Consider the following 24,552-nt stretch of genomic DNA (forward strand, 5'->3'; position numbering starts at 1 on the left):
AGGAACCACCCATGACCGAACGTCTTCCCGTTACCGTGCTGTCCGGCTTTCTCGGCGCCGGCAAAAGTACCTTGCTCAATCATGTGCTGCGCAACCGCGACAACCTGCGGGTGGCGGTGATCGTCAATGACATGAGTGAAATCAACATCGACGGCAGCGAAGTACAGCGTGATGTCAGCCTCAATCGCGCCGAAGAAAAACTGGTGGAGATGAGCAACGGTTGCATCTGCTGCACCCTGCGCGAAGACCTGCTGGAAGAGGTGGGCAAGCTGGCCCGGGACGGCCGCTTCGACTACCTGCTGATCGAATCCACCGGTATTTCCGAACCGTTGCCGGTGGCGGAAACCTTCACCTTCCGAGATGAGTCCGGCCAGAGCCTGGCGGACATCGCGCGGCTCGACACTATGGTCACCGTGGTCGACGGCATGAACTTCCTGGTGGATTACCAGGCCGCGCACAGCCTGGCCTCGCGGGGGGAAACCCTGGGCGAGGAAGACGAGCGCTCGATCACCGACCTGCTGATCGAGCAGGTGGAGTTCGCCGATGTGATCCTGGTGAGCAAGATCGACCTGATCAGCAGCCAAGAGCGCCAGGAACTGCTGGCGATCCTGGCGCGGCTCAATGCCCAGGCAGAGATCATCCCCATGGTCATGGGCCAGGTACCGCTGGCGAAGATCCTCAATACCGGCCGCTTCGACTTCGAGCGAGCGGCCCAGGCGCCGGGCTGGTTGCAGGAACTGCGGGGCGAGCACGTGCCGGAAACCGAGGAATATGGTATCGCCTCCAGTGCCTACCGGGCCCGGCGACCGTTTCATCCGCAGCGCTTCTTCGATTTCATCAACCGGCCCTGGAGCAACGGCAAGTTGCTGCGCTCCAAGGGCTTCTTCTGGCTCGCCAGCAAGTACCAGGAGGCGGGCAGCTGGTCCCAGGCCGGCGGCCTGATGCGCCATGGCTTCGCCGGCCGCTGGTGGCGCTTCGTGCCCAAGCAGCACTGGCCCCAGGACGAGGAAGGCACGGCGGCGATCATGCACAACTGGACTCCCGCCACCGGCGACTGCCGCCAGGAGCTGGTGTTCATCGGCCAGAACATCGACTTTGCCCAACTCACCGCCGAGCTGGACCAATGCCTGCTCGATGACGGGGAAATGGCCCTGGGCGTCGAGGCCTGGAGCTTGCTGGCCGATCCGTTTGGCCCCTGGCATGACGAGGAGGCCGCCTGATGCTGGCCTTGGGCGCGCCATTGACGCCGTTGGCCAGGCGTCCAGCGGCCTGGCCCCTGCTGGCCGGACGAGCGAGGGCGGCCCGGCGACCGGCGATCGGCTCGACCCCGGCGGTGCTGGCCGAAGTGCTCGCCGATGAGGTCAACCTCGGCCTCTGGCAGCGCCGGTTACCGGCGCATATCGCAGACTTCGGCGAGCTGCTGCTGTCGTTGAACGAGCCGCTGGCGGAGTCCCTGAGCCTGGAATTGGCCGACGAGGACGCGGTGCCGAATTTGCGCGGGTTGGCGTCAGGATTCAGCGATTTGCAGGGATATGACGGCTTTATCGCCGATGTTTCCTGGTTGGTCAGTGCTTTTTCCTGCCTGCTGGGCGCCCGCCGCGTAGGTTTGCGCTTGCGGGTGCTGGACAAGGCCATGTGTCCGCGTTTCCACGTCGATCATGTACCGATGCGCCTGATCACCACCTATGCCGGTATTGGTAGTCAATGGCTGCGCGAAGGCGCAATGGATCGCCGGCAACTGGGCCAACCCGAGGCTGAGCCCCGGGATCCGGTGCTGATCCAGCAGATCGCCAGCGGCGCGGTCGCGCTGTTCAAGGGGGAGAAGTGGCATGGCAACGAAGGCTTCGGCCTGATTCATCGGTCCCCGCAGCCAGCGCCCGGCGAGCGCCGGTTGATCCTGACCCTGGACTGGCTGGGCTGACAGGCCGCTGCCGCAGGTTGCGCAAGCTTCGGCGCCGGGGCTATCCCGGGCCCCAGGTAGCGCTTGTGCGCAGAAGGCTACAGGCGAGCGGATTTTCGCCAGGGCCGGGAAGGGCGTAGCATCGCTTCACGGCTTTTTCGGATTTCTCCCCCATGCTGCAGAACATCCCCACCCACGTGATTGCCGGGCCCCTGGGCGCCGGCAAGACCAGCCTGATTCGCCATCTGCTGGAGCAGCGGCCGGCCAACGAACGCTGGGCGATATTGATCAACGAGTTCGGCCAGATCGGCCTGGATGCAGCCTTGCTCAGCCGTGATGACGACGGTATCGCCTTTGGTGAGGTGGCCGGTGGCTGCCTGTGCTGCGTCAGCGGTGCGCCGTTCCAGGTCGGATTGGGGCGTCTGCTGCGCAAGGCCCAGCCCGATCGGCTGTTCATCGAACCCTCCGGTCTCGGTCATCCGGTGCAACTGCTCAAGCAGCTGGCGCAGGCGCCCTGGCAAGGCGTGCTGGCTTTGCAGCCATGCGTGCTGGTGCTCGACGCCCAGGCCCTGGCTGCGGGCCAGCCGTTGCCGGCGGCGCAGTCGCAAGCGCTGCCCGAAGCGGGCCTGCTGGTATTGAACAAGGATGAACTGCTCAGCGCCGACGATCGGCTGCGGGTGCTGGAGTTGCTGCCGGGGCGGCCGCTGTTCTGGACACGCCACGCGGCGTTGCCGCTGGCCGAGCTGCCGGGGTTGAGCGTCACTGCCCAGGCTGCCCTGGAGCCGCCCGAGCTGCCCCATGGCCTGGCGCAACTACCAGCGGTGTGGAGTGATCCGACGCAGCCGATCTGCCTCAGCCAGGCCCAGGAGGATGGCTGGAGCATCGGTTGGCGCTGGCATCCGGGCCAGCAGTTCGACCTGGCGCGGATCGATCACTGGCTACAGAACCTCGATTGGCGTCGGGCCAAGCTGGTGATCCATAGCACCGAGGGTTGGCGTTCGGGCAATGGCCTGGATAACTCGCCATTTAATTGGCTGCCCAGCGAGTGGCGGCGGGATTCGCGCCTGGAGCTGATCTTCGCAGAGCCTCAGGATGTGACCGCGCTGCAAGCCAGCCTGGCGCAGTGCCGCCTGTAGCGGCGCGAACGAGGGCTGTTCAAGAAGTGATCAGTTACGCTTGCGGTGCTCTTCGCGCCACTGGCTCAGTTCGATGATCTCGGCGCTGGGCAGTGGCTCCTTGACCTCAAAGGGATAGGGCGCCAGCTCGATATGCGCGCTATGGGCGCCGAACTGGGTGATGGTCCCCGAATGGCGGGTCTCGCCGGTCACCGTGAACTCGAAATTGTAGATCCGCGCCAGGCGCCGGCGGCCCTTGGCATCCTTGACGAAGCCGATGCGCTTGAGGGCCACGTTGCCGTCCAGCAGTTCGATATCGAGCCGGGCGCAATGCTGCTTGACCCGCTCCAGTGCCCGCTCGCGCAGGCCGTGGTTGTGCCACAACCAGGCAGCGCCGGTTGCCAGCAACATCAAGACAAAGATGTTTTCAAGGGTCAGCATGAAGGTGTGCTCCAACGAAGTGACATCAGCTTAACTGCGTCTCCGGTCTGTCGTACAGGCTGCGTTTAGTCGCATACTGCGCGGCTTGAATTCTCCCGGTTCTATGGAAAATCCTGCATGAAACGTACGCCCCACCTGCTTGCGATCCAGTCCCATGTGGTTTTCGGCCACGCCGGTAACAGCGCTGCGGTATTTCCCATGCAGCGGGTGGGGGTGAATGTCTGGCCCTTGAACACGGTGCAGTTTTCCAACCACACGCAGTATGGCCAATGGGCCGGGGAAGTGCTGGCGCCCAGGCAGATTCCCGAGTTGGTTGAGGGCATCGCCGCCATCGGCGAGTTGGGCAACTGCGACGCGATCCTCTCCGGCTACCTGGGCAGCGCGGCCCAGGGCCGGGCGATCCTCAGCGGCGTGGCGCGGATCAAGGCGGTCAATCCCAAGGCCTTGTACCTGTGCGACCCGGTGATGGGCCACCCGGAGAAGGGCTGCATCGTGCCGGAGGAAGTCAGCGACTTCCTGCTCGACGAGGCGGCGGCCATGGCGGATTTCCTTTGTCCCAACCAGCTGGAACTGGACAGCTTCTGCGGGCGCAAGCCGCAATCGTTGTTCGATTGCCTGGCCATGGCTCGCTCGCTGCTGGAAAGGGGGCCCAAGGCCGTGCTGGTCAAGCACCTGGACTACCCCGGCAAGCTGGCCGACGGCTTCGAGATGCTGCTGGTGACCGCCGACGGCAGCTGGCACCTGCGGCGTCCGCTGCTGGCCTTCCCGCGTCAGCCGGTGGGGGTGGGCGACCTGACTTCGGGCCTGTTCCTGGCCCGGGTGCTGCTGGGCGACAGCCTGGTGGCGGCGTTCGAGTTCACCGCCGCGGCTGTGCACGAGGTGTTGCTGGAAACCCAGGCCTGCGCCAGCTACGAGCTGGAACTGGTGCGCGCCCAGGATCGTATCGCCCATCCCCGGGTACGTTTCGAGGCCGTGCCGATCGGCATTTGATCGGCCCCTGCCTCAGGCTTGCTCGGAGAATTGCACCGTCGGCGCCGGTTGCCGAAAGCCCCGGGTATGTACGGCCAGGTAACCCAGGCCCAGGGCGAACCAGGCCAGGCCGATGCCCAGGGTCAGGGCCGAGAGGCTGGTCCAGAGCCAGACGATCAGGCCAAAGCCGATCAACGGCAGCAAGCCGTAGCGCAGCAGGTACTCGGCGCTGCGTGGCTGGCCCTGGCCCAGGTGGCTCTTGATCACCGCCAGGTTGACCACGGAGAACGCCACCAGCGCGCCGAAGCTGATCATCGACGCCAGGGTGGTCAGGTCGATCACCACTGCCAGCAGCGATACCAGCGAAATCAGCACGATCGCCGTCACCGGCGTCTTGTAGCGCTCCGAGAGGGTGCCGAACACCCGTGGCGGCAGGATGCCGTCGCGGCCCATGCTGAACAGGATGCGCGAGACCGAGGCCTGGGACGCCAGCGCCGAGCCCGCTGCGCCAGCCACGTAGGTGGCGGTGAAGAACATTTCCAGGAAGCGTCCGCCGGTGCGCAGCATGACTTCGCTGGCGGCCGAGTCGGCGTTGTCGAAACGGCTACCGGGGAATGCCAGCTGGCTGGCCATGGCCAGCAGGATGAACAGCAGGCCGGCGCCCAGGGTGGTGATGAGGATGGCCCGGGGAATGTCCCGGCGCGGGTCGCGGGTTTCCTCGGCCAGGGTCGACACCGCATCGAAGCCCAGGAACGACAGGCACAGCACCGCCGCTCCCGCCATCAATGGCAACAGCCCGGGCTGGCTGCCATCGCCGCTCCACGGAGCGCCGAGGTCCAGCTCCGGGGCACCGGCCAACTGGCGCACCACCAGGGCCAGGAACACCACGACGAATACCAGCTGGGCGCAGACGATCAGGTTGCTCATGCTCGATACCGAGCCGATGCCCCGGATGTTCAGCAGGGTCACCAGGACGATGGTCGCCACCACGAACACCCAGGCGGGCACGACGGGAAAGGCCAGGTTGAGAAACAAACCGATCACCAGGTAATTGATCATCGGCAGGAAAAGGTAGTCGAGCAGCAGCGACCAGCCGGCAAGAAAGCCGATCCCCGGGCCGAAGCTCAAGCTGGCATAGGAGTAGGCCGAGCCGGCAATTGGATATTTCTTGACCATCACGCTGTAGGAGCGGGCGGTGAAGAGCATCGCCAGGAGAGTGATCACGTAGGCGGCTGCGGTACGCCCGCCGGTCATCTGGGTGACCACGCCGTAGGTGGTGAAGACGGTGAGCGGCACCATGTACACCAGGCCGAAGAACACCAGGGCCGGCAAGCCGAGGATGCGCCGTAGCGCGGTGCCTTGGGCACTGTGGGTGAAGTCGCCGAGGTTGTTGGCAGACGACAGAGACGGACTGCTGGGCAGGGGATTGGCGCTGGGCATTGTTATTGTTCTCACGCGTTCGTTGGCTCGAAGGCTCCCGGGGCAGGGAGTGCGTTTGTGCCTTGCATGATGATTCTGGCAGCGCTATCGGGCCGGTATAACCCTCTAAGTGGTCAAAAAGGGATCGATATGGCCATTCGGGATGACCGTATATACGGCCTTGGGGAAATGGGGGCTGGAGCGAGGGGGGAGAGCGCTGGCTGTTCGGGGGCAGGGGGACCGTCCGTGGTCCGGCGGGATCAGCGGTTGGCGATCATGGGCCGTCGGCCTTGATCTCCTGGTAGCGCTTTTCCAGTTCCTGGCGGATCTGCCGGCGCTGCTGGGCCTGGATGTAGCGACGCTTGCCGTCGGCGGTCTGTGGTTGCAGCGGTGGAACCGGGGCCGGTTTGCGCTGATCGTCCATCGCCACCATGGTGAAGAAACAACTGTTGGTATGGCGCACCGAGCGCTCCTGGATATTCTCGGTCACCACCTTGATGCCCACCTCCATGGAGGTGTTGCCGGTGTAGTTGACCGAGGCCAGGAAGGTCACCAGCTCGCCGACATGCACCGGCTCGCGGAAGATCACCTGGTCCACCGAGAGGGTCACCACGTAGCGGCCGGCATAGCGGCTGGCGCAGGCGTAGGCGACCTCGTCGAGGTACTTGAGCAGGGTGCCGCCGTGGACATTGCCAGAGAAGTTGGCCATGTCGGGGGTCATCAATACTGTCATCGACAGTTGGGCGTTTCCGGGTTCCATAGCACGCTCACGGGTCAGGGCAGGGGTTGCTGGAGCACCTCTCTCGGGCGCTTGCTCCAAAGGGATTTCAAGCCATCGATAACGGGACGCCGGTCTGTGCCGCGCCGTCACGCTCCGGTGGATCTGTTTCCATATATTGCACCGCCTTCCGCCTGGAAGTCGCAGTGTTACCCTGCAAAACACCCGTTCCAGGGGTTTTTCATCGCTCTTGCAGAGCACTTTCTTTCGACAGATCGGACCTTTCTTTTTCAGGGATCACTGACAAGGCAGCGACTGACGCCAGCGCAGGCGGCTTTTCAAACGCTCTCCCCGAGGATGGCCCCCGTCCAACATTCAAGGAGAACCTAGGTCATGCATGCCATCAGTTTCATTCAGGACCTGGCCGTGATCATGCTGGTCGCGGGTGTGGTGACCGTTCTCTTTCATCGATTCAAGCAGCCGGTGGTGCTGGGCTATATCGCCGCGGGCTTCATCATCGGGCCCCATACCCCGCCTTTCGGGCTGATCCACGACGAGCAGACCATCAAGACCCTGGCCGAGCTCGGGGTGATCTTCCTGATGTTCTGCCTGGGGCTGGAATTCAGCCTGCGCAAGCTGTTCAAGGTGGGCGCCACGGCGTTCATCGCGGCGTTCCTGGAAATCGTCCTGATGATCTGGATCGGCTACGAGATCGGCCGCTGGTTCGACTGGAGCACCATGGATTCGCTGTTCCTCGGGGCGATCCTGGCCATCTCTTCCACCACCATCATCGTCAAGGCGCTCAACGACCTGAAGATGAAGAACGAACGCTTCGCCCAGCTGATCTTCGGCGTGCTGATCGTCGAGGACATCCTGGGGATCGGCATCATCGCCCTGCTGTCGAGTATCGCGGTCAGCGGCACGGTGAGTTCCGGCGAGGTGTTCTCCACGGTGGGCAAGCTGTCGCTGTTCATGGTGGTGGCGCTGGTGATCGGCATCCTGCTGGTGCCGCGCCTGCTGGCCTACGTGGCGAAGTTCGACAGCAACGAGATGCTGCTGATCACCGTGCTGGGCTTGTGCTTCGGATTCTGCCTGCTGGTGGTACGCCTGGAATACAGCATGGTGCTGGGGGCGTTCCTGATCGGCGCGATCATGGCCGAGTCCCGTCAGTTGATGAAGATCGAACGCTTGATCGAACCGGTTCGCGACCTGTTCAGCGCGATTTTCTTCGTGGCCATCGGCCTGATGATCGATCCGCAGATTCTTCTCCAGTACGCCTGGCCAATCGCGGTGATCACCGTGGCGGTGGTATTGGGCAAGATGCTGTCCTGCGGCATGGGCGCCTTCATCGCGGGTAACGATGGGCGTACTTCGTTGCGAGTGGGGATGGGGCTGTCACAGATTGGCGAGTTTTCATTCATCATCGCCGCCCTTGGCATGACCCTGCAGGTCACCAGCGACTTCCTCTATCCCGTGGCGGTGGCGGTTTCGGCCATTACCACCCTGCTCACCCCCTACCTGATCAAGGCCGCCGACCCGCTGTCGTTGAAGCTGTCGGCGGTGCTGCCCAAGCGACTGAGCCGGGTGCTGGGAATGTACGGCGAATGGTTGCGCAGTATTCAGCCCCAGGGCGAGGGCGCGCTGTTGGCGTCGATGATCCGCAAGATCCTGCTGCAGGTAGGGGTCAACCTGGCGCTGGTGGTGGCAATCTTCTTTTCGGGCAGTTACTTCTCCAGGCGCATCGGCACTTACCTGCAGGACTGGATCAGTGATCCGGGCTGGCAGAAGGCGCTGATCTGGGGTGGTGCGCTGCTGCTGTCGCTGCCGTTCCTGATCGCCGCCTATCGCAAGCTCAAGGCGCTATCGATGCTGCTGGCGGAGATGGGGGTGAAGGCGGAAATGGCCGGGCGGCATACCCAGCGGGTGCGGCGGGTGATCGCCGAGGTGATCCCGGTCTTGTCGTTGCTGGTGATCTTCCTGCTGCTGTCGGCGTTGTCGGCGAGCATCCTGCCGACCCTGGAGCTGCTGGTACTGGTGGCGATCGTGGCGGCGGCGGTGGTGGCGCTGCTGTGGCGCTGGTTCATCCGCGTGCATACACGGATGCAGGTGGCGTTGATCGAGACCTTCGACCAGAGCAAGGATGGTGGCGGGCATTGACCCTGCCTCTCGCCAGCAGGGCACTGGCGAGGGATCCGGAGCCGCGACCGAGCTGGTCACGGCGTCATGGTTTCAGCTTTCCAGCCAGACGTCCCGCACCCAGTGCCACACCGATTCCCAGGAATCCTCGGTGATCAGCTCTTCCTCGCCGGACCACAGCACCACGGTGCCGTCTTCTTCTACGCAGTAGTAATCATCGCCGTCCTGGCAGATCGGGATCAGGTCCCGGGGCACGCCCATGTCCCAGGCGTTCGCCGCCACGTCGGGCAGGTAGGTGTGCGATTGCGGATCGGTGACGGTGACCGGCTCCAGGCTGCCGTAGACCACATCGCTGACCGTCAACAGGAACTCTTTGAAGACGAACGGGATATTGATGAACAGCTGTTCCTCGATTTCCACCAGCAGGTCTTCGTCCGGCAGCTCCAGGGGCACGGGTACCGGTTCGTTGGCTTCTCGGAGTTGTTCGATGACTTCTTCCACGGCCTGGGTCCTCTTAGCTCTATGGCGCGGTTGGTTGACGGCGGTTTATACAGTAGCTCGCTATAAGTGCAATCGGGAAATGCAAAACCCCGACCTGAGTCGGGGTTTTGCATTACAGCTGTGACAGCAGGATGAATCAGCCGTTCTGGCGGATACCTGCCACCAGCCAAGGCTGGTTGTCGCCCTGGGCGCGTTCCATGTTCCAGCTTTCGCTGAACGCTTCGCCCTGGTCGAAGCGCGAAGTCTTCGATACACCGCTGAAGGTCAGGGTGGCGATGGTCTTGTCGGCACGGTCGTCCACGCCTTCGAGCTGCACTTGCAGGTTGTCGATGTAGGTCGACTGGAAGCCGTCGCCCAGGTCGGCGCGCTCCTGCTTGAGGAACTGCAGCATCTGCGGGGTCACGAACTCGGCGATCTTGTCCATTTCATTGGCGTCCCAGTGTTGCTGCAGGGACTGGAAGTGGTTGCGCGCGGCTTCGACGAAGCGCTCTTCGTTGAACCAGGCCGGAGCGTTGATCACCGGGCGTGCGGCCGGAGCCGCCGAGCCGCCGAAGATCGAGCCGCCGGCAGGCGCCTGGGGCTGGAAGGCTTCGCGCTGCATCGGCGCGTGGCCAGCCGGGGCGAACTGCTCCTGCTGCTTGCGACGACGGGCGGCGATGAAGCGGAAGATCACGAACGCGATGACCGCCATGATCAGGATGTCGAAGATCTGCATGCCCTGGAAGCCGCCGCCCATGAACATGGAGGCCAGCAGGCCGCCGGCGGCGATGCCGGCCAGGGGGCCGAGCCAGCGCGAAGCACCGCCAGCCTTGGCTGCGGCGCCCGCGGCACCGGCTGCGCCAGCGGTGGCTGCAGCGGCAGGAGCGCCCGGTGCGCTGGGGGCCGCCTGGCGAGTCTGGTGAGTCGGGGCAGCGCCGGCGCTTTTGCCGCCGCCGAAGCGCTTGGCGTTGGCGTCGAGGCTCATCGTCAGGCCGATGCACAACGCCATGGCGATGCTAAGAAAACGTTTCATAAAGGGGATTCCCATTTGTGGATGTCACGCGCGCCATATTGCACAGGTGACGTGTCAGTAGCGAGCGGCATAATGTTTCGGGCTTTTGCCTGGCCAACCTGCTTTGGTCCGGCCTGGAATCATGCTCGCCGATATGGATTTGTCCGTCCGAGGGCGGTCCGGTTCCATCCCGCAGTCGTTCAGCGACGGACCGCCAGCAGCACCACGCCGGCGGTGATCAGGCCGATGGCGCTCCACTGCCGCAGATCGAGCTTCTCTCCCAGCAGGGCCACGCCGATGACCGCGACGATCACCACGCTGAGCTTGTCCACCGGCGCCACCAGCGAGGCGGGGCCCAGTTTCAGGGCGCGGTAATAGCACAGCCAGGAAGCTCCGGTGGCCAGCCCGGACAGCAGCAGGAACAGGTAGCTCTTGGCAGAAATCGATTCCAGGGACTGATATTGGCCCGTTGCGTACAAAATCAAGGCCAGGCTCACCAGCACCACCCCGGTGCGCAGCAGGGTAGCGAAGTCGGAATTGACGTTCTCGATGCCGATTTTGCCGAAGATCGCCGTCAATGCAGCGAAAACGGCCGATAGCATGGCCCAGAATGTCCACGATGAAAAAAAGCCTGAACCCATGCTCGTGCTTCCTTTATTGCGGTATGGGCCCGGCTTGTCGATGAAGGGGCAGAGTGCGCCTTCACCGGCATGCCGGCTCTTGTCGGGAGATTAGCAGGCCCTTGAAAAACGTAGGCGAGGCAGCCAGCGCAAGGCAAAAACAGGCGAAAAAGCGCAGTTTACGAGTGGTAAATGAGCATTTTGACCGGGCTGGCGCACCAGCCTGTTTTTAACGCAGCGATGGCAACGCAGGTAGTTTCTCAACGGCCTGTTAGATGGCTTCCAGCTTGGCGTAGCCCAGCATCAGCCACTTGCTGCCTTCGCTGAAGTTCACCTGGACCCGGGCCTGGGCCCCGGAGCCTTCGAAGTTGAGGATCACCCCGTCGCCGAACACCGCGTGGCGTACCGCCTGGCCCAGGCTCAGGCCGGTTTCCGGGATCGCGCTGCCGCTGAACAGGCTGCTGGTGCTCTGGGACTGACCGCCGCCGAAAGGCCGGCTGACGCTGTTGGACAGGCGCACTTCCTGGATCAGGCCCTTGGGTACTTCGCGTACGAAACGCGAGACCTTGTTGTAGGTCTCGCTGCCGTACAAGCGCCGGGTCTCGGCATAGGTCATGACCAGGTTCTGCATGGCCCGGGTGATGCCGACGTAGGCCAGGCGGCGTTCTTCCTCGAGACGGCCAGGCTCTTCCAGGCTCATCTTGTGGGGGAACAGGCCTTCTTCCATGCCCACCAGGAACACATAGGGGAATTCCAGGCCCTTGGCGCTGTGCAGGGTCATCAGCTGGATGCTGTCTTCGTGCTCGTCCGCCTGGGCGTCGCCGGCTTCCAGGGAGGCATGGCCGAGGAAGGCCGCCAGGGGCGTCAGGTCCTCGTCTTCCTCGGTGTTCTCGAAGTTGCGCGCGGCGCTGACCAGTTCCTCGAGGTTTTCTACCCGGGCCTGGCCTTTCTCGCCCTTTTCCGCTTCGTGGTAGGCGATCAGCCCCGACTGCTCGATCACCGTCTGGGTCATCAGGTGCAGCGGCATGTCCAGGGTCTTGGCCGCCAGGTTCTCGATCAGCTCCATGAAGGCCCCCAGGGCGCCGGCGGCGCGACCGGTCAGGCCTTTGTTGGCCACCAGTTGGCGCATGGCTTCCCACATCGATACATCGCTGTGGCGGGCATGCTCGCGGATCGCCTCGACGGTCTTCTCGCCGATACCCCGGGCCGGTACGTTGATCACCCGCTCCAGGGCGGCGTCGTTGCCCCGGCCTTCCAGCAAGCGCAGGTAGGCCATGGCGTTCTTGATCTCGGCGCGCTCGAAGAAGCGCTGGCCGCCATAGATGCGGTACGGGATGCGTTCGCGCAGCAGGGCTTCCTCCAGCACCCGGGACTGGGCGTTGGAGCGGTAGAGAATGGCGATGTCGCTGCGGGCCAGGCCGGTCTTGAGCGCGCTCTCGATGGTTTCCACCACGTAGCGGGCTTCATCGTGTTCGTTGAAGGCGGCGTACAGGTTGATGGCCTCGCCATCGCCGCCATCGGTCCACAATTCCTTGCCCAGGCGCCCGGTGTTGTTGGCGATCAGGGCGTTGGCGGCCTTGAGGATGCCGGCGGTGGAGCGATAGTTCTGCTCCAGGCGGATCACCTCGGTGTCCGGGAAGTCGTCGGAGTACTGGTGGATGTTCTCGATCTTCGCGCCACGCCAGCCGTAGATCGACTGGTCGTCGTCGCCCACCACCATCAGGCTCTCGCCGCCCTGGGCCAGCAGGCGCAACCAGGCGTACTGCACGGCGTTGGTGTCCTGGAATTCGTCCACCAGCACATGGCGGAAGCGCTTCTGGTAGTGCGCCAGCAGGCCCGGGTGGTCGCGCCACAGGTCCAGGGCGCGCAGCAGCAGTTCGGAGAAGTCGATGACCCCCGCGCGCTGGCAGGCGGCCTCGTAGGCTTCGTAGATGCTGCGCATGGTGGCCAGGAACAGGTCGCCGCTGGCCTGGATATGCTGCGGGCGCAGGCCCTCGTCCTTCTGGCCGTTGATGAACCACTGGGCCTGGCGGGCCGGCCAGCGCTGTTCATCCAGGCCCAGGTCGCGGATCACCCGCTTGACCAGGCGTTGCTGGTCGTCACTGTCGAGGATCTGGAAGGTCTGGCTCAGCCCGGCTTCCTGCCAGTGGGCACGCAGCAGGCGGTGGGCCAGGCCGTGGAAGGTGCCGACCCACATGCCCGCCGGGTTGATCCCCAGCAATTGCTCGATACGGTGGCGCATCTCGGCCGCCGCCTTGTTGGTGAAGGTCACCGACAGGATCGAGTGGGGCGAGGCGTTCTCGACCTGGATCAGCCAGGCGATACGATGCACCAGCACACGGGTTTTGCCGGAACCAGCGCCGGCCAGGACCAACTGACGACCCAAGGAGGCCGCTACGGCCTGGCGTTGGGCATCGTTGAGGGAATTCAACAAGAGGGAGAGATCATCGCGCATCGGCGCATTCTAGGGGCGCGCGCCACCCCGGGCAAACCCGGCTTCGCATTAGCCGATAAAACAGCCGTGGGGGACGACCGGCCAGTCACGGGCCACAGCCTCTGGCGCTTCTCGGTGCGAACCCTCGCGGGGCATTTACGGCACCGCCGGTTTTATCGATTTTATGACTTGGGGCAGTTTGGCTCGCGGCTTTGCTTGTGTATGCTCCGGCGACGTTTCAGGCTCACCATTATAAGAACACTGCCTATGACACCTATTCCCGACCTGTCGGGGCCTTTCATGGAGCCCCGGGTCATCCGCCAGCACTATGCCGTGGAGATGGCAGTGGAGCGCACGCGCTTGCTGTACCAGGGCTCGTTGCTGCCAACCCTGTTCATGCTGCTCAACGGCCTGGTCTGCACCTGGTTGCTGTGGAGCCCCGCGCGCTACCTGCTACTGAGTGTATGGATGGTCTGGCTGCTGGCCCTGGTGGCCTTGCGGGTGATCCAGGTGGCGGCCTTCGATTCGGCGATACCCAGCCGCCAGGCGCAACCGGTGTGGCAACGCATGTTCCTGCTGGGCTCCACGGTCAGCGGCCTGACCCTGGCCTGCGCCGGCATCGCCCTGGTGCCCACCGACAGCTTCTTGCAGCAGGCCTGGGTCTTCGGCCTGATCGGCGCCGCGATCCTTTCCGCCAGCGTGGCCTATGCGGTCAGCCTGCAGGCCTTCCTGTCGTTCACCCTGCCGTGCCTGTTGCCGGCCATCGCCTACCTGTTCTGGGGCGGTGACGAGCAGCAGCGCGGCTGGGGCTGGCTGGGCCTGATCCTGCTGGCGTCCTTGAGCGTGGTGGCCTGGCAGGTCAATCGGCTGATCCAGCGCGGCCTGTTGCGGCGCTTTCAGAACCAGGCGCTGATCGAGCACCTGCAGGATGCGCAGAACCGCAGCGGCCAGCTCAATCGCGAGCTGGCCCGGGAGGTCGAGCAGCGCCGCAACGTGGAGGAGCGGTTGCGCCAGGCCCAGGCCGGGCTGGAGCAGCGGGTGGCCCAGCGCAGCCTGGAGCTGGACGCCGCCAACCAGGCCCTGGGCAAGAGCGAGGCGCGCCTGGCCCTGGCCCTGGAGGCCAGCGAACTGGGGCTGTGGGACTGGAACCTGCAGACCGACGAGGTCCACCACACGCAGCTCAAGGAGTTGTTCGGCCTGGAACCGGGTGAAGTCACGGCGATGCTCAGCCACCTCAAGCCGCGCCTGCATCCCGAGGACCTGCCGGTGCTCAAGCGGGCCCTGGTGGAACACCTCAAGGGCCGCAGCGAAGATTACCTGGTGGAATACCGGGTGCTGCATGGCGCAGGTCACTGGGTCTGGGTCGAGGACCGTGGCCGGGCGGTGGAGCGCAGCCCCGAGGGCCGGGTCCTGCGCATGGTGGGCACGCGCCGCGATATCAGTGCCGACAAGGAGCAGGAAGTCCAGCGCAACCTGGCGGCCACGGTGTTCGAGGCCGCCAGCGAAGGTATCGTCATCCTCGACCCGGACTATGCGCTGATCGCCGCCAACCAGGCCTTCAGCCAGGTCACGGGCTTCCAGATCGAGGACATGCTCGGGCGCAACGTGGTGGAGCTGTCCTGCAGTCGCGATGCCCGGCGCCATTACCCGCTGATCCACCAGGCCCTGGAGCAGCATGGCAGCTGGCAGGGCGAACTGGTGGAGACCCGCAAGAACGGCGAGCTGTACCCGCAATGGCTGCAACTGAACGTGGTGCGCGACAAGCGGGGAAAAGTCCGGCATATCGTGGGCTTCTTCGCCGATCTCTCGGCCCGCCGGGAATCCGAGGAGCGCATGCGCTACCTCACCCACTATGACGAGCTTACCGGCTTGGCCAACCGCTCGCTGTTTCGCGAGCGCCTGCGCGAGGCCCACCAGCGGGTGCGCCAGGGCGGACGCAGCCTGGCGCTGCTGCATATCAACCTGGATCGCTTCAAGCTGCTCAACGATAGCCTGGGCCATGAAGTGGCCGACCAGCTGCTGCAGAAAATGGCCCGGCGGCTGGTCAATGCCCTGCCGGAAGCCGACACCATCGCTCGTTTGTCCGGGGACGAATTCGCCGTGCTGTTCGATGCCTACGGCAGCCTGTCGAGCCTGACCCGGGTCGCGACCCGGCTGCTGAGCAAGCTGCGCCTGCCGATCACCATCGAAGGCCATGAGTTGGTGGTCAGCGCATCCATGGGCATCAGCATGCTGCCGGACAGCGCCAGGGAAATCGCCGCGCTGGTGAGCCAGGCGAACATGGCCATGGCCCATGCCAAGCACCTGGGCGGTAATAACTTCCAGTTCTATACCGAAAGCCTGCAAGCCAGCACCCTGGAACGCCTGCAACTGGAAAACCAGCTGCGCAAGGCCATCGAGGACGACCAGTTGATGGTCTTCTACCAACCCAAGCTGTGCCTGGCCACAGGTCGGCTCAACGCCGCTGAGGCCCTGGTGCGCTGGGAGCATCCGGTGCTGGGGCGGGTGCCGCCGGGAGACTTCATCGGCCTGGCCGAGGAAACCGGGCTGATCGGCCCGATCGGCGAGTTCGTGCTGCGCCAGGCTTGCCGCCAGGCCTGCCAATGGCGGCAGCAGGGCCTGGAGCCGATCCGGGTTTCGGTGAACCTTTCGGTGTACCAGCTGCGCCAGGGCAAGCTGGTGAGCCTGGTGCGCCAGGTCCTGGAGGAAACCGGGCTGGAGCCGCACCTTCTCGAGCTGGAGCTGACCGAAAGCCAGCTGCTGGACAGTGTCGAGCACATCATCGCGACCTTCCAGCAACTGCGCGACCTGGGGGTCAAGCTGGCCATCGATGACTTCGGCACCGGGTACTCGTCCCTGAGCTACCTCAAGCGCATCCCGGTGGACTACGTGAAGATCGACCAGGCGTTCATCCGTGGCCTGGCCGAAGGTGGCGAGGATGCGGCCATCACCCGGGCGATCATCGCCATGGCCCACGGGCTGTCCCTGAAGGTAGTGGCCGAGGGCGTCGAGGACCAGGCCCAGTTGACCTTTCTGCGGGCCGAACAATGCGACGAAGTACAGGGTTACCTGATCAGCCGCCCGGTGGACGCCCAGGGCCTTGCGCTGCTGTTGCAGGCCCAGTCCTGCTAGCGGCCGGGGCCACGCGCAAAAACGGCTACATAAGGCGTAGCCGGCTGAATATGGGGGGTAGGCAGGTAATTTCCTGATGCATTGAGCAGGCAAAAAGGCGTTTCCTGTAGTATAACTACAAGCTCGCTACATCTCCCGGCACCTGCCGATAACCATGAGTCCCAGCCCTTGAACCTGTTGCAGCACATCGCCCAGTCTCGTCATCTGTTACGCAAATCGGAGCTCAAGGTTGCCGATCACGTGCTCCTCGATCCTGCGGCCGTGATGCACAGCTCCATGGCGGACCTGGCGCATAGCGTGGGTATCAGCGAGCCGACCATCGTGCGTTTCTGCCGGGCCATCGGTTGCTCGGGATTCCAGGACCTGAAGCTCAAGCTGGCGCAGAGCCTCGCGGCCGGGGCCAGCTTCGGCCAGTTCGCGATCCACGAGGACGACTCGGTCGCCGACTACAGCCTGAAGATCTTCGACACCACCCTGCATACCCTGATGGAGGTTCGCGAGAAGCTCGATCCGGTGGAGCTGCAACGGGCCGTGAGCCTGATGTCCCAGGCCCAGCGGGTGGAGTTCTACGGCTTCGGCGCTTCCGGCGCGGTAGCGGCGGATGCCCAGCACAAGTTCTTCCGCCTGCTGCTGACCGCAGCGGCCTATTCCGACCCGCACATGCAGGCGATGTCGGCGGTGACCTTGAAGCCCACCGACGTGGCGATCTGCATTTCCCAGTCCGGGCGTTCCAAGGACCTGCTGATCACCGCCAACCTGGTGCGCGAGAGCGGGGCCAACCTGATCACCCTGTGCCCGAGCCAGACGCCGCTGGCCGAGCTGTCGACGGTCAACCTGGCCATCGACGTGCACGAGGACACCGAGATCTACACCCCGTTGACCTCGCGTATCGCCCACCTGGTGGTGATCGACGTCCTGGCCATGGGCGTGGCCATGGCCCGCGGGCCGAGCCTGGTCAACCACCTCAAGAGCGTGAAACGCAGCTTGCGCAGCCTGCGCCTGTCGCCCAAGGCGGTCAAAGCCCTGGACGACTGAGCCGGCAGCTTCCCGCCTAGGGCAACGAGGTATCGTCCTGGTCGTCGAGGTCGTCCGGTTTCACTTCCGCCAGGGTCCCCGCCGCATTTTCGCTGAGGCTGCGGGCCTGGCCCAGGGCCGCATTGTCCGGCTGGAAGTCCAGCAGCTGTTGCGCCGCCAGCAACTGCTCGTTGGCCTCCTCCAGCCGTACCAGCTCCTCGCCATAACCTTCGTAGTCAGTGTCGTCGTCCGACAGGTCGTCGATGCGCCGCTGCTTGGCGCTCAGGTTGGTATGGATTCTTTCCAGCAGATCCTGTTGCTCGACGATTTCTTCGATGACTTCGTCGACGTCATCAGGGTCGGCCGCAGCGTCGGGCGCCGGCTCCTGGCTCCGACCGGCGGCGAGGGCGGCCAGGGCGTCGTCTTTGTCCAGGCTGAAGATCGTGGATTGCCCGGCAGATGCTGCGTTGGGGGCTTCTTCGTGTTCGGGTGTGGCCATGGTGGTGCTCTCCAAAAGGAAACAGGGAGGGGGTGGTCCAGTTCGGTGCTGCGAGGGTGATAATAAAGAGCGCGGTTTTTCCGGTTTACCGGAAATACGCGGAGGCGATGCCCACTTTTCAGGGAGCAGTGGTAGATGGTCAGGATTCCGACGTATGCACAGGTCTTCGAAACGCTATGCCGTGGGGCGGGGCTGGTGACTGCCACTGCCAATGGCCTTTCCGAGCTTCGCTCCTATGAAGGCCGGCAGCACCTGTACTACCGGGAATCGAATGGCGTGAAGCAGGGTTTGCTACCGGATTTGCTCAGGTACCTGGTGCATGATGACCAGGCGCTGACCGCCAGGCTCCAGCACTATCTGAGCCAATACGAGCATATCTTCTCGATACTGAAATCACGTCCGATCATCACTTACCAGGACTACCCAACGGGGATCGCCCGGTTCCTGGATACGTGGGTGCTACCGCAACTGGCGGTACTTCTGCATCGGTTGAACGGCAAGCTTTCCCCGCGCACGACGCTCCACCATTTCCACACACTGCTGGTCAGCCACGGGGCTGGCGACCTGCAGGCTTCCTCCCTGAAGGCCTACGTAAAAAGCCTGGTTCCAGCCACGGTGGAAGCTGCGGATTTTTTCTATGCCCTGGATAAGACCAGCGATAAATCCCATAAGAAACTCTCCACGATCAACGCCGAGATCGAGAGCCTCGGGGCGGAAACTTCATCCAGCAAACTGACTGCGGCGCAGCAGCGGGAACTGCTGGACACCATTGGCGGCGCGTACCGGGCGGCGACTGCGCTCAACCGTTTTTCCGAGATGTACAGCGCTGCCCAGGTCGATTCGAAGAGCACTTTGATAGAGCGTTTTCGTCATCACTACGAGGGTGTCTGCGGAATCCGGGAACCCGATCGGCTTTACATGGCGCATAGCCGGTTGTTCGATGGCTTCATTGCTACCGGGTTACCGGATGCCAGTGATAACTCCCATCTTGATTGCATATTCATCATCTTTTCCCGGCAAGTCGCCGCAAGATCAGTGGAGGGGTTCGGGCCTCTCTATCAACTCATGCTGGCCTCGGAGGAAGACCTCAGAGACCCCGTGGTGATCGAACAGTCGTTCGCGAGGTTGGAGCGGCACTCGGACTACCCACTGTTTGCGGCGTTTGGGGTGCAGGCACGGGCCGCCCTGACCCTGGAGCAGGGCGAGACAGCACAGGCCCTGGAGCTTTATCGGAGCGTCTTGCCGTACGCGGAAAAACAGCAGTTGGGGCATCTGGGGTTCTATGCCGCGTCCTATGCCATCGCGCTGGAAGTGATGCAGGAAACGCCCATGGTGCCCGGGTACCAGAACCCCCTGATCAGCTACAGGATCGAGTCGGAGCCGCAGATCGCTGAATTGCATGTGGCCTGGCCGACGGTTTTCACCCCATTCAATGAGCAGCCTGAATGGCCCGCCCCGGTGCGAGCGGTGTTTTCCTCGATCAGAGAGTTCAATCGGGACATGTTGGAACTGGCGCGGATGTCCCGGGAGATTTACTGCAATCCGTTGAAAAAGCTCGACGGATTCATGGAAGCGTTCTTCCAGTTGCTTGGAGAGGGGGGCGATGAGGCTCGGTTCGGCAAGCTGATCTGCAAGGCGATCAAGAGCAAGGACAGGGTGCGCTCGGTATTGAGCATGCACACCGCCACGCCCTATGAAGTGCTGCGCGATGAACGCCTGTACGCGCAAACGCTGTTCGGTGGTCCCAAGCTGTACTTCCAGCTGAACCCCTACTTGCATGCGTACTACCGGCTACCGGACGCCCACAAGAAACTCATCCTGCAGGCCCTGAATCCGGAACGTTACCGGCAAGACTCGCAACAGGCCGTTTGAGCCTGGGCGGCGCCGCTCGTCGGGCGCTGCAAGCTTCATCGTTCTGTTACCCCAGTGACGTACAACTGTCATCGGCCTGGCGCATCGTGAAGCCTCCGTACTCGCATTGGGAGACTCGAAATGGCCCGGCCTTACGAAGAGAGCAACAGCGCAGTCAAGACCCGTCGTCAGCAGGAAGACCAACGCCGCATGGAATTTCGTCGTGCGATCGAGCACCGCTTCGAACTGCGTCGCCTGCAACAGGAAATCAACGACTATCCCGAGCAGGATGCCGTCAACTACTGGCAGGCCGCTCCGGCAGCTTCCCGTCAAACCGCTCAACCAGCCCGCTGATCTGCACTCGTTCGCTGCGGATGAATCCCAGGAACGCATGCGCTACCGGTGACAGGCGCTTGGCCTTGGCCTGTACCAGGCACCAGCTGCGCAGCAATGGCAGCTCTTCGACCGGCAGCTCGATCAAGCCGCCGGTCGCCAACTCAAGGTTCAGGGCGTGGCGCGTCAGCAACGCCACGCCCAGACCCGCCCGAACGCATTCGCGCTGTGCTTCGGCCGATGACACTTCGAGGATCTGGGTGAAGTGCACGCGCTTCTCCTTGAAGTATTCCTCGCAGGCCAGGCGGGTGCCGGAACCCTGCTCGCGCAGCACCAGGGTGTAGGGCTCCAGGTCTTGCAGGCGCAGGGCTCCCATGTGGCTCAGGGGATGGTCCGGGGGCGCCACGGCAACGATCGGGTTGTTCAGGAATGGCAGGAATTCCAGTTCCATGTCCTGGGGCACCATGGACATGATCACCAGGTCGTCGCGGTTGTCGGAAAGGCGCCGGATCACCTGGGCGCGGTTGACCACGGTCAGCTGCAGGTGGACTTCCGGGTGCTGGCGCTTGAAGGCGGCGAACAGGTGCGGCACGAAATACTTGGCGCTGGACTCTACCGCCAGCTTGAGCTGGCCTTGCAGCGAGCCCTGCATGTCGGAGAGCTGCATATCGAGGTTCTCCAGGCGCCCGAAGATGTCCCGGCTGGCCCGTTGCAGGGCTTCGGCCGCTTCGGTCATGTAGAGCTTCTTGCCGACATAGTCGAACAGCGGCTGGCCGATCAGCTCCTCGAGCTGGCGGATCTGCAGGCTGACCGCCGGCTGGGTCAGGGACATTTCCTCGGCGGCCCGGCTGTAGGAGCGTAGATCGCAGACTTCGTTGAAGATCTGCAGCTGGCGCAATGTCAGGCGCATCAGGGATTTACGCATGCTTCAAGGGCTCGCGCCGGGGCTGGAGGCAAAACTATAAGTCTTTACTTATGGTTATCCCAATAATTATTGATTTTTGTTAATCCCTTCGCGGAGCTAGTGTGTCGCTGCGACTGACTTGAAACATTTGGTCACGCGCCGACTCGGTCTAGCGGGTCGTTTGTTTCAACGGCTCAAGGGAAACTCCAAGTGATAAAAAAGATCCTGATTGCCAACCGTGGTGAGATCGCCGTACGAATCGTGCGTGCCTGCGCCGAGATGGGCATCCGTTCGGTAGCGATCTTCTCCGACGCCGACCGCCATGCGCTGCACGTCAAGCGCGCGGATGAAGCCCACAGCATCGGTGCCGAGCCCCTGGCGGGCTACCTCAACCCGCGCAAACTGGTGAACCTGGCGGTGGAAACCGGCTGCGATGCCTTGCATCCCGGCTATGGCTTTCTTTCGGAGAACGCCGAACTGGCGGACATCTGCGCCGAACGTGGAATCAAGTTCATAGGCCCGGCCGCGGACGTGATCCGTCGCATGGGTGACAAGACCGAAGCCCGCCGCAGCATGATCAAGGCTGGCGTGCCGGTGACCCCGGGCACCGAGGGCAACGTCGCCGATATCCACGAAGCCCTGCGTGAAGGCGACCGCATCGGTTATCCGGTGATGCTCAAGGCCACCTCCGGTGGCGGCGGGCGTGGTATCCGTCGCTGCAACAGCCGCGAGGAACTGGAACAGAACTTCCCCCGGGTGATCTCCGAGGCCACCAAGGCCTTCGGTTCGGCGGAAGTGTTCCTGGAAAAATGCATCGTCAATCCCAAGCACATCGAGGCGCAGATCCTCGGTGACAGCTTCGGCAACGTGGTCCACCTGTTCGAGCGCGACTGCTCGATCCAGCGCCGCAACCAGAAACTCATCGAGATCGCCCCGAGCCCGCAGCTGACTCCCGAGCAGCGTGCCTACATCGGCGACCTGGCGGTGCGCGCGGCCAAGGCGGTGAACTACGAGAACGCCGGCACCGTGGAGTTCCTGCTCGCCGATGGCGAGGTGTACTTTATGGAGATGAACACCCGGGTGCAGGTGGAACACACCATCACCGAGGAAATCACCGGCATCGACATTGTCCGCGAGCAGATCCGCATCGCCTCGGGCCTGCCGCTTTCGGTCAAGCAGGAAGACATCCACCACCGTGGTTACGCGTTGCAGTTCCGGATCAACGCCGAAGACCCGAAGAACAACTTCCTGCCCAGCTTCGGCAAGATCACCCGCTACTACGCCCCCGGCGGCCCGGGCGTGCGCACCGACACGGCGATCTACACCGGCTACACCATTCCACCGTTCTACGACTCCATGTGCCTGAAGCTGGTGGTCTGGGCGCTGACCTGGGAAGAAGCCATGGACCGCGGCCTGCGGGCCCTGGACGACATGCGCCTGCAGGGGGTCAAGACCACCGCGGCGTACTACCAGGAAATCCTGCGCAATCCGGAATTCCGTAGCGGCCAGTTCAATACCAGCTTCGTCGAAAGCCACCCGGAACTGACCAACTACTCGATCAAGCGCAAACCCGAAGAGCTGGCCCTGGCCATCGCCGCCGCCATCGCCGCCCACGCAGGCCTATGAATAAGCAGCGGCAAGCGTTTAGCGACAAGCGTCAAGCTAGAGCCGATCGGTTTTGTCTTGCAGCTTGCAGCCTGAAGCTTGTCGCTAAGAGGAGATAAGAATGTCCAAGAAGATCTTTGTTACCGACACCATCCTGCGTGACGCCCACCAGTCCTTGCTGGCTACCCGCATGCGCACCGAAGACATGCTGCCGATCTGCGACAAGCTCGACAAAGTCGGCTACTGGTCGCTGGAAGTCTGGGGCGGCGCGACTTTCGACGCCTGCGTGCGCTTCCTCAAGGAAGACCCGTGGGAGCGCCTGCGCCAGCTGCGCGCAGCGTTGCCCAACACTCGCCTGCAAATGCTCCTGCGCGGCCAGAACCTGCTGGGCTACCGCCACTACAGCGACGACGTGGTCAAGGCCTTCGTGGCCAAGGCGGCGGTCAACGGCATCGACGTGTTCCGCATCTTCGACGCCATGAACGACGTGCGTAACCTGCGCGTGGCTATCGAAGCGGTGAAGGCCGCCGGCAAGCACGCCCAGGGCACCATCGCCTACACCACCAGCCCGGTGCACACCATCGAGGCCTTCGTGGCCCAGGCCAAGCAGATGGAAGCCATGGGTTGCGACTCGGTGGCGATCAAGGACATGGCTGGCCTGCTGACGCCGTTCGCCACTGGCGAGCTGGTCAAGGCGCTGAAGGCCGAGCAGTCGCTGCCGGTGTTCATCCATTCCCACGACACCGCCGGCCTGGCCGCCATGTGCCAGCTCAAGGCGGTGGAAAACGGCGCCGACCATATCGACACCGCCATCTCCAGCTTCGCCTGGGGCACCAGCCACCCGGGCACCGAGTCCATGGTCGCGGCCCTAAAAGGCAGTGAGTTCGACACCGGCCTGGACCTGGAACTGCTGCAGGAGATCGGCCTGTACTTCTATGCCGTGCGCAAGAAGTACCACCAGTTCGAGAGCGAGTTCACCGCAGTGGACACCCGGGTACAGGTCAACCAGGTGCCGGGCGGGATGATTTCCAACCTGGCCAACCAGCTCAAGGAGCAGGGCGCCCTCAACCGCATGAACGAAGTGCTGGCGGAAATCCCGCGGGTGCGCCACGACCTGGGCTATCCGCCGCTGGTGACCCCGACTTCGCAGATCGTCGGCACCCAGGCGTTCTTCAACGTGCTGGCCGGCGAGCGCTACAAGACCATCACCAACGAGGTGAAGCTGTACCTGCAGGGCGGCTACGGCAAGGCTCCGGGCGAGGTCGACGAGAAACTGCGGCGCCAGGCCATCGGCAGCGAAGAAGTCATCGACGTGCGCCCGGCCGACCTGCTGAAGCCGGAAATGACCAAACTGCGTGGCGAGATCGGCGCATTGGCCAAGTCCGAAGAGGATGTGCTGACCTACGCGATGTTCCCCGACATCGGGCGCAAGTTCCTCGAGGAACGTGAAGCCGGGACCCTGGTGCCGGAAGTCCTGCTGCCGATCCCCGAGGCCGGTGGCGTCAGCAAGCCGGGCGGCGAGGGTGTGCCGACTGAGTTCGTCATCGACGTCCACGGCGAGACCTACCGCGTCGACATCACCGGTGTCGGCGTCAAGGCCGAAGGCAAGCGCCACTTCTACCTGTCCATCGACGGCATGCCGGAAGAAGTGGTGTTCGAGCCGCTCAACGAGTTCGTCGGCGGCGGCAGCAGCAAGCGCAAGCAAGCCAGCGCGCCAGGCCACGTCAGTACCACCATGCCGGGCAACATCGTCGATGTACTGGTAAAGGAAGGCGACGTGGTCAAGGCCGGCCAGGCCGTGCTGATCACCGAAGCCATGAAGATGGAGACCGAAGTCCAGGCGGCCATCGCCGGCAAGGTCGTGGCCATCCATGTGGCCAAGGGCGACCGGGTCAACCCGGGCGAGATCCTGATCGAGATCGAAGGCTGATCCACGGCCTTCATCTGCAACGCTTTACCTCGGGGAGGCT

20 protein-coding genes are annotated in these 24,552 nt (G+C 63.6%); 11 read left to right on the forward strand and 9 right to left on the reverse strand.

All coding sequences use genetic code 11. The features are described from left to right. The first annotated feature begins 11 nt into the window (after positions 1-11). The 3 genes from zigA (at position 12) to GDH07_RS00425 (ending at position 3,036) form a co-directional block, all read left to right on the forward strand. A complete protein-coding gene (gene zigA / locus GDH07_RS00415; protein ID WP_152896462.1) occupies positions 12-1,220 on the forward strand; it encodes a zinc metallochaperone GTPase ZigA in 1,209 nt (402 codons plus the stop codon). Next, a complete protein-coding gene (locus tag GDH07_RS00420; protein WP_085594065.1) occupies positions 1,220-1,921 on the forward strand; it encodes a DUF1826 domain-containing protein in 702 nt (233 codons plus the stop codon). Before zigA ends, GDH07_RS00420 begins: the two co-directional genes overlap by 1 nt. Positions 1,922-2,073: 152 nt before the next feature. After that, positions 2,074-3,036: a CobW family GTP-binding protein gene (locus GDH07_RS00425; protein WP_053133479.1), complete on the forward strand. Its 963-nt coding sequence runs from the start codon at positions 2,074-2,076 to the stop codon at positions 3,034-3,036. Between the two features lie 30 nt (positions 3,037-3,066). Here GDH07_RS00425 and GDH07_RS00430 read toward each other — a convergent pair whose 3' ends face one another. Then, complete coding sequence (locus GDH07_RS00430) at positions 3,067-3,456, reverse strand: DUF3301 domain-containing protein (protein ID WP_022641948.1); 390 nt, start codon at positions 3,454-3,456, stop codon at positions 3,067-3,069. Positions 3,457-3,573: 117 nt separating this feature from the next. On the opposite strand from GDH07_RS00430, the gene pdxY reads away from it, so the two are divergent. Continuing rightward, on the forward strand, positions 3,574-4,446 hold the full coding sequence (gene pdxY, locus GDH07_RS00435; RefSeq protein WP_022641947.1) for a pyridoxal kinase PdxY: 873 nt from the start codon (positions 3,574-3,576) through the stop codon (positions 4,444-4,446). 12 nt (positions 4,447-4,458) lie between these two features. On the opposite strand, the gene GDH07_RS00440 is transcribed toward pdxY, so the two are convergent. Together GDH07_RS00440 and GDH07_RS00445 are read right to left on the reverse strand one after the other, a co-directional pair. Next, positions 4,459-5,865 carry an APC family permease gene (locus GDH07_RS00440; RefSeq protein WP_152896463.1) on the reverse strand — a complete coding sequence of 469 codons (1,407 nt, stop codon included), beginning with the start codon at positions 5,863-5,865 and terminating at the stop codon, positions 4,459-4,461. 253 nt (positions 5,866-6,118) lie between these two features. Further along, entirely contained in the window at positions 6,119-6,604 is a 486-nt protein-coding gene (locus GDH07_RS00445; RefSeq protein ID WP_031320745.1) for an acyl-CoA thioesterase, read from the reverse strand. 351 nt (positions 6,605-6,955) lie between these two features. Here GDH07_RS00445 and GDH07_RS00450 point away from each other — a divergent pair, with 351 nt between their 5' ends. Further along, the gene (locus tag GDH07_RS00450) at positions 6,956-8,719 is read left to right on the forward strand and encodes a cation:proton antiporter (RefSeq protein WP_152896464.1); all 1,764 of its coding nucleotides are present in this window, start codon (positions 6,956-6,958) and stop codon (positions 8,717-8,719) included. A 72-nt stretch (positions 8,720-8,791) separates the two neighbouring features. Here GDH07_RS00450 and GDH07_RS00455 read toward each other — a convergent pair whose 3' ends face one another. The 4 genes from GDH07_RS00455 to uvrD form a co-directional block, all read right to left on the reverse strand. After that, the gene (locus tag GDH07_RS00455; protein ID WP_053133490.1) at positions 8,792-9,199 is read right to left on the reverse strand and encodes an SMI1/KNR4 family protein; all 408 of its coding nucleotides are present in this window, start codon (positions 9,197-9,199) and stop codon (positions 8,792-8,794) included. Positions 9,200-9,335: 136 nt separating this feature from the next. After that, a complete protein-coding gene (locus GDH07_RS00460) occupies positions 9,336-10,211 on the reverse strand; it encodes a Tim44 domain-containing protein (protein WP_053133493.1) in 876 nt (291 codons plus the stop codon). A gap of 179 nt (positions 10,212-10,390) precedes the next feature. Then, positions 10,391-10,831 (reverse strand): EamA family transporter, encoded by a 441-nt coding sequence (locus tag GDH07_RS00465; RefSeq protein WP_152896465.1) that lies wholly within the window; start codon positions 10,829-10,831, stop codon positions 10,391-10,393. Positions 10,832-11,081: 250 nt separating this feature from the next. Continuing rightward, the gene (gene uvrD / locus GDH07_RS00470) at positions 11,082-13,265 is read right to left on the reverse strand and encodes a DNA helicase II (protein ID WP_022641943.1); all 2,184 of its coding nucleotides are present in this window, start codon (positions 13,263-13,265) and stop codon (positions 11,082-11,084) included. Between the two features lie 246 nt (positions 13,266-13,511). Between uvrD and GDH07_RS00475 the strand changes: the two genes are divergently transcribed. Both GDH07_RS00475 and hexR read left to right on the forward strand, forming a co-directional pair. Beyond that, complete coding sequence (locus tag GDH07_RS00475; RefSeq protein WP_053133498.1) at positions 13,512-16,376, forward strand: putative bifunctional diguanylate cyclase/phosphodiesterase; 2,865 nt, start codon at positions 13,512-13,514, stop codon at positions 16,374-16,376. Between the two features lie 168 nt (positions 16,377-16,544). After that, positions 16,545-17,411 (forward strand): transcriptional regulator HexR, encoded by an 867-nt coding sequence (hexR, locus tag GDH07_RS00480; RefSeq protein ID WP_022641942.1) that lies wholly within the window; start codon positions 16,545-16,547, stop codon positions 17,409-17,411. Positions 17,412-17,427: 16 nt separating this feature from the next. Here the strand turns inward: hexR and GDH07_RS00485 are convergent, their stop codons facing one another. Next, positions 17,428-17,889: a hypothetical protein gene (locus GDH07_RS00485; protein WP_022641941.1), complete on the reverse strand. Its 462-nt coding sequence runs from the start codon at positions 17,887-17,889 to the stop codon at positions 17,428-17,430. Positions 17,890-18,024: 135 nt separating this feature from the next. On the opposite strand from GDH07_RS00485, the gene GDH07_RS00490 reads away from it, so the two are divergent. Together GDH07_RS00490 and GDH07_RS00495 are read left to right on the forward strand one after the other, a co-directional pair. Further along, positions 18,025-19,761, forward strand: coding sequence for a hypothetical protein (locus GDH07_RS00490; protein WP_152896466.1), 1,737 nt, complete (start codon positions 18,025-18,027; stop codon positions 19,759-19,761). A 120-nt stretch (positions 19,762-19,881) separates the two neighbouring features. Continuing rightward, on the forward strand, positions 19,882-20,094 hold the full coding sequence (locus tag GDH07_RS00495; protein WP_053133504.1) for a PA3496 family putative envelope integrity protein: 213 nt from the start codon (positions 19,882-19,884) through the stop codon (positions 20,092-20,094). On the opposite strand, the gene GDH07_RS00500 is transcribed toward GDH07_RS00495, so the two are convergent. Further along, positions 20,036-20,998, reverse strand: a complete 963-nt coding sequence (locus tag GDH07_RS00500; protein ID WP_053133507.1) for a LysR family transcriptional regulator — start codon at positions 20,996-20,998, stop codon at positions 20,036-20,038. The genes GDH07_RS00495 and GDH07_RS00500 overlap by 59 nt on opposite strands. A gap of 189 nt (positions 20,999-21,187) precedes the next feature. Here GDH07_RS00500 and GDH07_RS00505 point away from each other — a divergent pair, with 189 nt between their 5' ends. Further along, on the forward strand, positions 21,188-22,603 hold the full coding sequence (locus GDH07_RS00505) for an acetyl-CoA carboxylase biotin carboxylase subunit (protein ID WP_022641940.1): 1,416 nt from the start codon (positions 21,188-21,190) through the stop codon (positions 22,601-22,603). Positions 22,604-22,703: 100 nt separating this feature from the next. Continuing rightward, complete coding sequence (gene oadA / locus GDH07_RS00510; protein WP_022641939.1) at positions 22,704-24,512, forward strand: sodium-extruding oxaloacetate decarboxylase subunit alpha; 1,809 nt, start codon at positions 22,704-22,706, stop codon at positions 24,510-24,512. Positions 24,513-24,552 lie beyond the last annotated feature (40 nt).

The organism is Pseudomonas piscis (assembly GCF_009380155.1).
GTDB lineage: Bacteria > Pseudomonadota > Gammaproteobacteria > Pseudomonadales > Pseudomonadaceae > Aquipseudomonas > Aquipseudomonas piscis.